General features: G+C 36.3%; 12 protein-coding genes. 5 read left to right on the top strand and 7 right to left on the bottom strand.

Annotated features, from left to right (window positions below):
* Positions 1-18 precede the first annotated feature (18 nt).
* On the top strand, positions 19-186 hold the full coding sequence (locus NE848_RS08260) for a hypothetical protein (RefSeq protein WP_252112366.1): 168 nt from the start codon (positions 19-21) through the stop codon (positions 184-186).
* Positions 187-261: 75 nt separating this feature from the next.
* Here NE848_RS08260 and NE848_RS08255 read toward each other — a convergent pair whose 3' ends face one another.
* The 7 genes from NE848_RS08255 to NE848_RS08225 all read right to left on the bottom strand — a co-directional run bounded on the left by NE848_RS08255 (position 262) and on the right by NE848_RS08225 (position 7,808).
* Positions 262-633 (bottom strand): hypothetical protein, encoded by a 372-nt coding sequence (locus NE848_RS08255; protein ID WP_252112364.1) that lies wholly within the window; start codon positions 631-633, stop codon positions 262-264.
* A gap of 2 nt (positions 634-635) precedes the next feature.
* The gene (locus tag NE848_RS08250; RefSeq protein WP_252112362.1) at positions 636-2,168 is read right to left on the bottom strand and encodes a tetratricopeptide repeat protein; all 1,533 of its coding nucleotides are present in this window, start codon (positions 2,166-2,168) and stop codon (positions 636-638) included.
* 289 nt (positions 2,169-2,457) lie between these two features.
* Complete coding sequence (locus NE848_RS08245) at positions 2,458-2,811, bottom strand: hypothetical protein (RefSeq protein ID WP_252112360.1); 354 nt, start codon at positions 2,809-2,811, stop codon at positions 2,458-2,460.
* A gap of 225 nt (positions 2,812-3,036) precedes the next feature.
* Positions 3,037-3,375 carry a hypothetical protein gene (locus NE848_RS08240; protein ID WP_252112358.1) on the bottom strand — a complete coding sequence of 113 codons (339 nt, stop codon included), beginning with the start codon at positions 3,373-3,375 and terminating at the stop codon, positions 3,037-3,039.
* Between the two features lie 439 nt (positions 3,376-3,814).
* The gene (locus NE848_RS08235) at positions 3,815-4,153 is read right to left on the bottom strand and encodes a hypothetical protein (RefSeq protein ID WP_252112356.1); all 339 of its coding nucleotides are present in this window, start codon (positions 4,151-4,153) and stop codon (positions 3,815-3,817) included.
* A gap of 926 nt (positions 4,154-5,079) precedes the next feature.
* Positions 5,080-5,823, bottom strand: a complete 744-nt coding sequence (locus tag NE848_RS08230) for a LytR/AlgR family response regulator transcription factor (protein WP_252112354.1) — start codon at positions 5,821-5,823, stop codon at positions 5,080-5,082.
* Entirely contained in the window at positions 5,823-7,808 is a 1,986-nt protein-coding gene (locus NE848_RS08225) for a histidine kinase dimerization/phosphoacceptor domain -containing protein (protein ID WP_252112352.1), read from the bottom strand. The genes NE848_RS08230 and NE848_RS08225 overlap by 1 nt, the downstream gene beginning before the upstream one ends.
* Positions 7,809-8,113: 305 nt before the next feature.
* Between NE848_RS08225 and NE848_RS08220 the strand changes: the two genes are divergently transcribed.
* From NE848_RS08220 to NE848_RS08205, 4 genes are all read left to right on the top strand, one after another.
* Entirely contained in the window at positions 8,114-8,506 is a 393-nt protein-coding gene (locus NE848_RS08220) for a PAS domain S-box protein (protein ID WP_252112350.1), read from the top strand.
* Between the two features lie 284 nt (positions 8,507-8,790).
* Positions 8,791-10,140: a Gfo/Idh/MocA family protein gene (locus NE848_RS08215; RefSeq protein WP_252112348.1), complete on the top strand. Its 1,350-nt coding sequence runs from the start codon at positions 8,791-8,793 to the stop codon at positions 10,138-10,140.
* A gap of 18 nt (positions 10,141-10,158) precedes the next feature.
* Positions 10,159-10,911: a 3-keto-disaccharide hydrolase gene (locus NE848_RS08210; protein WP_252112346.1), complete on the top strand. Its 753-nt coding sequence runs from the start codon at positions 10,159-10,161 to the stop codon at positions 10,909-10,911.
* 144 nt (positions 10,912-11,055) lie between these two features.
* The gene (locus tag NE848_RS08205; RefSeq protein WP_252112344.1) at positions 11,056-12,513 is read left to right on the top strand and encodes a Gfo/Idh/MocA family oxidoreductase; all 1,458 of its coding nucleotides are present in this window, start codon (positions 11,056-11,058) and stop codon (positions 12,511-12,513) included.
* Positions 12,514-12,518 lie beyond the last annotated feature (5 nt).

Raw genomic sequence — 12,518 nt, 5'->3', positions numbered from 1 at the left:
GTATTTTAAAAGATTTTAGTGAATGATATATTTGTGGATATTGATGTGTCAATGAAAGAATTAGCCGAAAAAGATCAGGAATTTAAAAAAGAATACTTAGCTGCTAAAGAAAGCATTTTAATTTTAAGTATGACCATCATAGCCTTTTCATCCGTCTTAATAACATTACTTATCATGTTATTATAAAGACTTTTCTGATGAAAAAAGTAGGGCTCAGGACAGTTTGGTGTTAGGGATTTTGAGACCGAAAACTGTAAAGATTTAATTGCAAACTCTTATAAATTTATAATCTATACTCCAGTCGGAAGGGTCGTCCAATTCTAATCTGTCTGGAGTAAGAACCATTATCGTACTGCTCATTTCTCCTCCTCCAATATCATTATAACCTCTTACGGTGAGATTTCTTCCCACCAGGGAATAACCGCCAGTATTTGTTCTACCCATAAAATTTAAATCGAAGCGACCATCTTCATAAAAAGTCCAGCTATGAGAGCGATGGCAATCCCATTCTACATGCCATTCACCTAAAATTCCTTCTTTGATATCTACACTTATTAAAGGTTCAACTGTATCATCTGTAGAACATGAATGTAGAATGCCTGTAATTAATAATATATAAACAAACTTTTTCATGATTATTCAATTTTAAAATATTCTGTTAGAAGTCTATCACATGTCTCACAATTTTCTCTGTTTTCTTTAATAGTTATTAAATTATTAAATGCTTCTTTCGGGTCCTCATTGAGCATATGATAAATAGCGCTTTGTAAATAAAAGCGATATGCATCATCATCATCTTTTATGAAGCGAAATGCTTTATTCATGTAAAGACCCTCACGTATTATTTCTGTACCCTCAATATATCCAAGGTGAGCTTTTAAGCGACAAACATCAAAATTTTCAGAATTTATTTTCTCTGCTTCGTTAATGTAGAATCGCGCCTTTTCAATTTGATCTTCCGTGATATAGAATTTAGACAAATTGATGTAATCTGAAATGTTTTTTATCCGTGCCCCTGAGATTTTTTTTAGAAGCAGGTTTTCGTAATCTGTGTTCTTACCAAACTGCCTGTAAAAAAATAATAAAATGGCGTAGGCCTCGTCAGGATTAAATACTGTTTTTGGTTTATTCTTTGGAAATGAGTGTAGTGCTTTTTGATAATAAACTATTGCATTCTCTTCATCTCCAAGACAGAAACTGATAATTCCGAGGCATTTGTAGGCAGTGTATTTATTTAAGGTTTTATTATCTAAAGAACTGATCAGCCAGCTTTTCAATTCTTTAATTTGTTTTATTTCAATTTGGCTGAAGGTAAAAATTATTTGACCTTTTTCATTTTTATCGGAAAATAGAACCTTCGCCAAAAGGTTATAAAAATTCAGTAATCTTTCAAGGTTCTCTCTGGTTTGCCCGTCTTTCAATTTTGGTAAATAAATTCGGACTGACGACCAATCTATTAATTCTTCGTAATGAGTTTGTTTGAATTCTTCGTTAAGACCAGGATCATTATATGCTTTATAGATTTCCTCAGAATGTTCCAGGAGATTAATTAGAGCTAAAAACATAATTGATGATTCCGGTACCGGGCGATCCTCTACCAATGAATTTTCAAGGAAAGTTTTTGCCTTATCAAATTCCCTTTTAGAAATAAGATACATCGGGTAAAAAGAGAGTGTAGTAACTTCATTTGGATTTAATGAAAGAGCTTTTTCCGCATCTTCAACAAAACCCTGTATTCCTAATTTAGATTTTATGATGCTTCTGTTGCAGTAGAAGGATGCCAAATCTTCATCAGAATGACTTGCTTCCAGATGTTCCAGCGCCCTGCTATAATACTTTTTGCTGTTGTTTTTGTCTTCAATATTATAGTAATATTCTCCTATTTCCATTAGTAGTTTAAAATCTGATGGGTTTCTGGATAAGGAATCCTTCAACTTATCAAGATATTCAGTGCTTACGGGAGTATCATTTTCTATTTCAATAAGGGAAGATTTTAAATCCCCAGTTCCCAAATTAAACGATATGCTTTCTTCAGTATCGAAAACCTCTTTTATACAGCCTAAGAAGTCTTTCCTGTCCCTTTCTATCAGATCCTTTTTTAAGAGGTAAGTTTGGCTTTTTACTGGGCTTGCCATTATTATTAATATTATTATGAAATATAATTTCATGACATTTAATTTAAAGTTGGGTTGTTATGTCACCTCCCAGGCAGTAAGCGGTTTAATGAACAGATACGTAAGCTTTTATGTAATCATGGTTAAAGCAGAAATATTAAAATAGATTCTCATAAATGTCTGGTATTATGTTTTCAATATAATTTAGCACATATTTTTCTTTATCAAGAATTAGGGGCTACCTAGAATGATGAAAGATCAAATGAAAACTTTTTTCTGTGTATTCTGGAAGCAGTTTTACGTAAGATTATCAAGTAATACCTTCTCTCTAACTTTTCAGATGCTAACCCTGAAAAAATTTATGGCAATAGTCAACAAAGGGTCTTTTAGACATACCAGAAAAATTTTTTCCAGTGAAATCCACTCCTGAAACTTCCAGGCACTCATTCTCACTTTCATCAAAAAGAGCATTGATGCGTTCATACTCCTTTTCATTTAACATGTAGTTAAAAACTTCGCAATTTGATTCTCCATTATTCAGGCACTCACATGTTTCTGTAATATCAATATATGAATAGAACATACATTGATCAAAATCTAAATCTAAGTCAAGCCAGTCCTCCGAACAACCTGTATTAAGCAAGATTAGGTAAAATAAGAGCACAACTTTTAATGAAAATCCTACTAAATATTTCATGGTGGTTAAATTTAAAATTTCACATATAAAATTATGTTCATTAACTAGAAGGGATGTCCGATATCTTATCTCTTACATATTTTCGGACAAATTTCTTAGTGGTATTATTGAGGAATAAAGTAGAGAGAAGTAAAGAGATGTTTATGGCTAATCAATAAAAAGCTTTTTCTCGGATTTCGGAAAGAAGGTTTTTTGAGATGTTCCGTCTGATTTTCCTTTTTGAATTCAGAGAAATTGACGGCAATCATTGATAAAGGGCCTTTGAGCCATACCTGAGAAATTCTTTCCTGAGAAATTAACACCGGAAATTTCCATACACTCGTTCCCACTTTCATCAAAAAGAGCATTGATGCGTTTATACTCTTTTTCTGTGAGCTGACTGTAATTAACTTCACAATTGGGTCCTTGATTCACCAGACATTCACATGTTGAAGCTACTTTTATATATGAATAGAACTTACAATTCAACTGTTCATCAATCCAATCCTTCGAACAACCTGATGAAAGAAAGATCAGGTAAACCAGTAAAGCAGCAACTGAACAATAGTTTATTAAGGTTTTCATGAGGCTGAATTTTTAAAACTGACTCTTTAAAAGTATAGCCTTCAATTAGAATGGATGTCCCATATTTTGTTACCTGCAGGGTTTCGGACAAATTTTTTAATAGAACTTATTTTGAAATTGAATTTAGTGAATGGATGATTTTAGTCGATTAACAGAACCTATGTGTAGTTTTTCTATGCATTCGGAAAGAAGCTGTTTTGTTATTAAGGCTAGCTGTTCATTTGTTTACTATCTTATAATTGATTTTCAAGTGATTTCAGGTCTTATATGCTGTGAGTAAGCTTTTATGCCGTTCCAGGATTGGAATTACTCAGGCTTACAATGGACAAATTTTATAGGAGGAGGATATATCCAAAATTGATTATATTTTTGAAAAGATGAAGAGGAAAGATTAAAAAGACCATCTGGTTAAAAGCTCGTGGGATTTACTAAAAATAACCTATATGGCAATAATTTTAATACAAAGTACTCCGGCTAATACTACTATTAAAGGAATAACCGCAAAGAAAATCCATTTTCTTTCTGTTTCTCTACTCATTGACTTTTTTACTATTCTCTCTTCAAATCTCTCTAGAGTAAGAAATTTTTGAACTCCATATTTTAAAGCATTTTTTCCTTTTTGAGATACTACCCATACCCCCTCAGGAGTCATATATATTAAACTATATTTTTGTAATTGCAGAAAAATCTTTTTTTCATTTTCATTCTCAAGTATAGGTGCCTTGATCTGTCCTTTTTGAAATTTCAAAAGAACCTCTTCTTCTATATTGTCTTTCATTTTTATAATAAGATTTGGGGAGGCAAAAATAATAAAAAAAAGGATTTAAAATGCTGGTTGTGTGCTTTTTAAAGTTAATTGTCGTTCGTGATTTAAGATTCCATGTATAGGTAAGAAAAGTAGTGGCTTTTGCTTCTAATCGACGTTGCATCAGAAGTTGTGAGTAAGCTTTTAGGACACTGCCTAATTGGAATTACCCAGGCTCATTCTATACAGATTATGGAGGAGAAAGTTAGTTTTCAAGTAAACGAGCAAACTGAAAAAATGAGATGGAAAGATTAGATAGAATCACCCAGAAAAAATTCTGGATGATTTTACCGGTAAATAAAGCCGTGTTCACAGTTTCTCAGACATCAGTAGGCCTGAGATTAATCTTAATAATAAACTATTTTACAAGTCCTTTAAATTAATCTATCGCCCAAAGAACCCTGGATTTTTTCACAATCACCTATACACTGGCCCCCCAAGTCCAGCGAACGGTGAGAATTCCTAAATCTTCGGGTTTTTCAGGCTTGATAGATAGTTTTTTAGAGATAGATAACAAGCAAAAACTTCCTATAGGAAAGAACATCTTATTTTAATACTTTCAGCCTTTTTTAACTATTCTAATTAGGATTGATGAATGACCTAACTATTAAAAATTACAATGATGATGGATAGAGCTTGCGATTGAACTGTTGTGATGACGGCCAAGATTCTATCCCTGGTAATTCAAATAAATTAAAGAGTATTTTTATAATCTAGTTAAAAAAGGCTGTTAGTATTGTCAAAATTAGATGCTCATTTCAGAGTTTTTTGGTTGTTTATTTGATTGTTACATGTCCTTCAATAAGGCTAAATAACCTATATTCAGTGGTTAAAATAAACGATGTGGGACGAAAGCATCGATATGCTGTCCGGGAAAGAAGGTTTGCTTAACAAAGAGATTAAATCGTTTGTAGTCGCTTGAGTAATTCCTTTTTTAAAGACTTGTTAATGGGAATGGCTTTCCTGCCAATAACGATGTGGCTGGTGGCTATCTCGGTGATTTGAGAAATATTAATGATATACGACCTGTGGATCCTTAAAAAGTGTTTTGCAGGTAATTTTTTATCCATCTCTTTAAGGGTAATAACAAGCAGATATTCCTTGTTATTGGTGAAGATTCGGCAGTAATTCCGTTCAGCTTCAATGTAAAGTATATCTTTAATTTCAACTTTTACCATTGTATTTAGGTGCCGCACAAAGACACAATCATTTAGGATAAAGGCGTCATCTTCTTTAGGTTTGAAATTGGAATTATTTTCGTTTTTAAAACCTATTTGGGAAACGGTCAATTCGATTGCCCGCTGTAGATCTAATTTTTTAAAAGGTTTGGCTACGAAAGCGTAGGGATGTGTTACTTTGGCTCTGTTGAAGTGGGCTTCATCTGCATTTGCGGTTAGATAGATCACTGGAATATCGTGAGTTTCTTGCATTTTTAATGCGGTCTCTATACCATCTAAAGAGCCTTTAAGGTTGATATCTAGCAGTAATATATCTGGAGTTTCAGTTTTAATATGCATTAAAGCTTCTTCTCCTCTTGGAACAATACCGGTAACTTCATATCCTAATTCATTCAGCTGTAATGAGATATTAGCCGCGATGATCATTTCATCTTCCACAATAAGTATTTTTATCTTTTCACTCATTATGCGCTTTTGCTGATTAAAAAGTCAAATTCAATATAAGTTCCGTCCTCATTACGTTCTGTCATCTTTCCATTAAGTTGCCGGGTTAATAACCTCACCAATTGTGAGCCAAAACCTGTTCCCTTTGGTTCAAGATCCTCAGCCTTCCCAATTCCGTTATCTCTAACCTGTAATTTCAAATTTTGTTCAGTATCTCTCTCCAGGCTGATATTAATAACGCCTTGTTGTTCTTGCGGGAAAGCATATTTAAGCGCATTGGTAAGCAACTCGTTTACAATAAGACCTATTGGGACTGCGGTATCTACATCAAGCTCCAGTGTGTCCATAGCACACTCTATTTTCACCCTGTCTTCTGCATTAAAGGTGTCAAGAATACCTTCACTAAGATTAAGAAAGTAGTCTTTCATTTCAATACTCCCCAGATTTTTGCCCTGATATAATTTTTGATGAATTATTCCCATAGATTGAACCCGGTTCTGACTGGCGATCATAGCGTCTTTAGTTGCCGGATCTTCTATTTGAGCCGATTGCAGGGCGATAAGGCTTTTTACCATTTCCAGATTGTTCTTAACCCGGTGGTGAATCTCCTTAAGCAATAATTCGTTTTCGGCATTTTTGGCCCTGATAATTCTGGTGGCTTTTTTGCTTTTCAAAAAGAAATATAAGAGCGAGAGCAGGAATATAAACAATAGAGAAGCGATCACGATAATAAGGGTCTGGGTCTTACTCTTTTGATCTATTAAAGCGGCCTGGGATGCCAGAGCTTCATCTTTTTTTCCACTTTCATATTTAAATAAAGCTTCAGATTCCAGGTTAGAAACTTTATTCTGCATAAGAGTCTCGTATACCTCATGTGCTAGTTGCTGATTTAAATACGCCTTTTGAAAATCCCCGATTTTAGAATAGCTGTCTGCGATTTCATTATATAATATCTGCATTTTTGGCTGGCTACCCTGACCCAGGGCAACATATCCATCTTTACTAGCTTCAAGATGTGGAAGGGCTTCCTGGTAATCTCCCTTCATATAATATGCCTTGCCGATTCCCCGCCTATAGGTTTTAGCAGCTGGCCGTTCAGCTCCAATCTTGGCCTCAACTATTCCATAAGATTTCACATTATCTTCCAGAGATTTTTGATACTCTTCAAGCTCTGCCCATACGTCTCCTCGATAGCCATATGCCCGGGCCAGATTGAAATCATCATCTATATTGTAGCGATTAATCGTTTCAATACACATGTCTGCAGCGTGTATCGCCTTTTCTGGTTCTCCGGCATCATCATAAGCCAGAACTAGTGCTAGCCAGGTTTGAGCGGTAGTATGATGGTCTTCCACTTTCTGTGTTAGCTCCAAAGCTTTTAAACCATATTTTATTGACAATTGCGGCTCCTTTTGTGAAAGAAAAATACTCGATAGGGCACTAAAGGCCGAGCCCAAGCCTTTCTCATTCCCTGAAGCTTCGTAAATTTCAATGGCATCGAAGATCAATTGTTCAGAACGTTCTGTGTCATTTCCTTCAATGTATTCATAGGCCAATTCGACACTGGTAATAGCTACCTTGGCCATATCATTCACTTTCTTGAATAATGCAATTGCTTTTTCACCGTGAGGAAGTATCGAATCAATCGTAAAGGGTACGTGAAAGGCATGCCAGCGCATTAAAAGAAGGTGTGCTTCCGCTTTAAGTTTTTCATCTTCTAAGCGATAAGCCCGGTCTAAGGTCTGCAACGCTTTTTCATGAAAATTTTCAGGGTTTTCAACATAGTTATCATTTAGCCATTCCAGGGAAATATTTACAGGCACCTCTTTGAAAGTATGTAGGCTGTAAGTGTTAATGGAATCTGTTTGTGCAAGGGAAGCATTTAAGAACAGGCTGAAAAAAAGCAGATGGAAAAAGTAACTTTTCTTAATTATGGGTTCTAATTGCAATAAGCTGAATCCTGAAAAAAAACTAACCAGTATAAGTGTATAGATTGTTTTGAGCATAACTTTTGGAAAACTGGTTGTAAAGAACCCTAATAATGATTTTAAAGATACTGAATTTCCTTATAAAAAAACCTCAGGTGATTTTATAAGTTATTGAATGTCAAATTATTTGAGGTGTTCGGCCGGTGCTGTGATTAAATTTTATAAATCTCATTTTTACAAAAATTCAATTTCTGTATAAGCCTTTTAACTGGGTGCAACTATTTATAATATGGAATTTTAGTTAGTGTTTGGGGTTAAAACCTGAAATTTATATCTTTCCACAAGTTTTCAGTTATTAGCATTCAAACCTTACAAAATCTAACATGAGCTTTTTTGAAGAGGATATGGAATTCCGGGAATTCCAGAATACTGGTGAACTTTATAAGCAAATTTTTGATTGTTCTGTTTTACCAATCATTATCCATGATATGTATTTTAATATCATTGATGTTAATGACAAAGCGATATCTGAATTTGGTTATTCCAAGGAAGAATTCCTCAAATTACAGGTTTTTGATCTTCATGCAGATTCTGAACTTCAGCATTCCCTGGAGGTTCTTGAAGAGATGAAGAAAAAAGATAGTTTAACTGTGACTACTTCATTTAAGAGAAAAGATGGTTCATTGTTTTCTGCCGAAGCGATACCGTGTAAGATAAATTTTAAAAATTCAGCTTTTATACACGTTCATCTCCAAAAAATTGAATCTAAGATTTGAAATAATTATCCCTTCAAAAATAAAAGTTGATTTTTTTAATTACTGTTGAATAAATCAGGGGGTAACCTTTTTTATTCTATTCCTAATGTATATGAAAGGGGTATTGTAATTGCATCCTCTTCTCCCTTCAACTCTCTTAGTATTTCTCTTAAGTTCCTATTTTTTCCTTTCATTTTTCAAGCTGTTATCTTTCTTGGATATTAAATTTTTTGAGATTAATGTAGCTGTTACAGTTATACTTCTTAAATTTATTTTGCTTATTGAAAAAACTTTCATTAAAAATTATGATAAATAACAGGCGATCATTTTTAAAGAACATGGGACTGGCTGGCGCCAGTCTCGCTGTAATTCCTTCAACCTTAGCCGCACAATCAGAATTGAATACCGAAAGCCTTACCAGGCTTTATTCCGGTGTTGCCGAAGATGAGACAATCCGCATAGGACTTATTGGCGCCGGAGGTATGGGAACTGCCGATACAAAAACGGCACTTGAAGTTAAAAACACCGAATTGCTGGCCGTATGTGATCTTTATGATGGCAGACTGGAAGAAGCAAAGGAGCGTTGGGGATCTGGTATTTATGTAACAAAGGACTATAAGGACATTCTGAAAAGGGATGATATAGATGTAGTGATTATCGGTACCCCAGACCACTGGCATAAACAGATAAGCGTGGATGCTTTAAAGGCTGGTAAACATGTCTATTGTGAAAAACCCATGATCCATTCTGTTGAGGAAGGACATGAAATTATTAAAGCCTGGAAAAAGTCAGGAAAAGTTTATATGGTGGGAAGTCAGGGGCTTTCATCACTGGGAAATGAAAAGGCGAAGGAACTTCTTGCTGCTGGTGCAATTGGCGAATTGAATTATGCCGAAGGTTTTTGGGCAAGAAATTCACCTATGGGAGCATGGCAATATCCAATCCCGGAAGATGCTTCTCCTCAAACAGTGGACTGGGAGAAATTTATCGCTAATACTACTGACCGGCCTTTTGATGCGATGCGCTTTTTTAGATGGAGGAATTACCTGGATTATGGCACTGGGATGTCTGGAGATCTTTTTGTTCATCTGTTTTCGAGTCTTCATTTTATAACTAACTCCCTGGGGCCGACTCAGGTCGCCGCAATGGGTGGACTGCGTTACTGGGAAGATGGAAGAGAAGTCCCCGATGTGCTGTTGGGAATGTTTGATTATCCCAACACTAAAGAGCATCCTGCTTTCAATCTTTCTCTAAGGTGTAATTTCGTGGATGGAACCAGTGGCAGCACTTATCTAAAACTGGTAGGGAGTGAAGGTTCTATGGATGTTGAATGGGAGAAAGTTACCTTGAAAAGAAATGCGAATGCAGCCAGTGACGACCCGTTTTTAGCGGAAAAGTCTAGAGAAGCTGATGGTCGCGCCGGAAGAAAGAAAATGCAGGCGCCTTTAGAAACTGTATATACTGCACAGAAAGGATATAAGGGAGCGCATTTCGATCATTTTTCTAATTTCTTCAATGCTATAAGAAACAACGGGAAGGTAGTTGAAGACCCGATTTTTGGTTTCAGGGCTGCAGCTCCGGCTCTACTTTGTAATAATAGCTACAGGCAAAACAAGTTTATTAGCTGGGATCCGGTGAATATGAAAGTGGTTTAACTTTTTAAATATAAAATGATGAAAAAAATACTTTTAAGTTTAGTTTCTATCGGTCTGTTATTCGGATGTAAGACTGAAAAAGATAATTCAAATGAAAAATCAGAAGGCCTGCCTAAGGCTGAAACTGAAGCTGTGAAAAATAGTGAAGAAGATTGGATTTATCTGTTAGATGGAAAAAATGCCGATGGTTGGAGAGCCTATAATGGTGAAGCCGGGCTTCCTGAAGGCTGGGTGGTGGAAAATGAAAGTTTGAAAGCACTTGGAAAAGGAGGGGATATTGGCGGAGATATTATCTATGGAAAAGAAAAATACGGTGAATTTGAACTTTATCTTGAATGGAAGATCGCTCCAGAAGGTAATAGTGGCATCTTTTATCATGTAGTTGAGGGGGAGCAGTATGAGGCACCTTATTTTAATGCTCCCGAATATCAGGTTATAGACCAGCTTGGATTTCCGCGAAGGTTAGAAGAATTGAACTCTCTCGGTGCCGATTATGGGATGTATGCTCCAGATTATAAGGAAGAAGACATAAAGAAAGCCGGAGAATGGAATACCACGCGTATCATATTTACTAATGACAAAGTTAGTTACTGGTTAAACGGCCAGAAAACTGTAGAATTCGTTCCATGGTCTGATGACTGGGAAAAAAGGAAGTCTGAAGGAAAATGGAAGGAATTTCCAGATTATGGGAAAGCCAGGGAAGGATTTATTGGTTTACAGGACCATGGCAGTGAGGTTTGGTACAGGAATATTAAAATTAAAAAATTATAGAATTAATCACCCATAAGTGAATAGCGTCAAAAAGCTTTAGTTAAAGAGCTTAGACAATTCTTAAAATTTCGATATTTTGCCAATCTTGAAACTGAAAGTTGAAGATTTCAATAAGTATTCTTATTAACCTACTAAATATTTTTTATGAGTAAATTAAACCGAAGAACCTTTATTTCCCGTACCGCTCTTACGGGGATGGGGTTGAGTATTGTCCCTTCTCATGTGTTGGGAGGGATAGGCTTTACGGCCCCGAATGACAAAATTAATGTTGCCTTGATAGGAGCTGGGACTCAGGCCTTAAAAATGCTGCCCGGCTGGTTAGAGCGTGACGAATTACAGTTTGTAAGTGTTTGTGACCCTAATAAGGAGAGTCGGGATTACCCCACCTGGGGAGCTCCTCAGGGTGAGGAACATGGAGTAGCCGGAGGCCGTGACGTGGCAAAAAGAATGATCAATAAATTTTATGCTGAAAAGACCGGGAAGGCTTCCTATGATGGAGTTTCGACTTATGCTGATTTCAGGGAACTGCTCGAAAAGGAAAAAGATCTGGATGCTGTTTTTATAATGACACCAGATCATTTACATGCTACTATAGCTCTGGCCGCAATGAAAAAAGATCTTTTTGTGGCCACTCACAAACCTGTTTCCAATTTTATGAACGAGATCAGGCTCACCTGTGATACGGTTAGAGAAAAGAATATTCCAACTCATTGCTTTGCATATAAAAATCCAAAGGAGCTTTATGTGATGCAAAACCTTATAGACAGTGGAGCGATAGGAAAGGTTACCGAGTTTCACAGATGGACCAACCGCCCTATGTGGCCGCAGGGTTCACCTTATCTACCCGAACCAGCTCCCGTGCCTCAAGGCTTTGACTGGCAGCTATGGTTAGGGCCATCTAAAGACCGACCTTATTCACCGGGATATACTCATACTGTTTTCCGAGGCTGGTATGAATTCGGTGCCGGTTGTATGGCCGATATGGGATATTATGGTTTCTGGAAAGACTGGAGGATACTTAATCTTGGAAAACCTGATAATGCTGAAGGTAACAAGAATGTATACTGCCAGATAAAAGACTTTAGGAGTGGCTGGATAGAGAACAATATTAGTTATCCGCATGCAGCGAATGCATTCTGGGAAATACCTGTGGAAGGTGAAGACAGGTTAATGGATGTTTACTGGTATGAGGGAGGTATAAAACCAAGAACGCCAAAAGCTTTGGCGAAAAATGGAAGAAAGATCGGCGGAGATGGAGTGATGTTCATTGGTGAGAACGGAAGTATTATTTCGGGTTATGGATACGAAGAGCCCTTACTTTTTGATAAAAAAGGTAATCTTCAGCAATTACCTGAATTCAGTCTGGAGGAGGCCGACCTCAGAGATGAAACCTCCGAAATGATTGATGGTTTCAAAGGTGTAAAACCATCGCGGGGAAGTATAGATAAAGTACAGAACGTGGCTGAAACGGTTGGTCTTGGTAACCTGGCAATCAGGATGGACGATCGTCTTGAATGGGATATAGCCAACCTGAAAGTAACAAACAATGAAGAAGCCAACCAGTATGTTTCCAGGGAATATAGAGCCGGATGGGAACTTTAATCTAA

Origin of the sequence: Gramella jeungdoensis (assembly GCF_023805255.1) — a bacterium.
Taxonomy (GTDB): Bacteria; Bacteroidota; Bacteroidia; order Flavobacteriales; family Flavobacteriaceae; genus Christiangramia; species Christiangramia jeungdoensis.
Note: the sequence above shows the minus strand (reverse complement) of the source record. Positions and strands in the feature narration are given on the sequence as shown.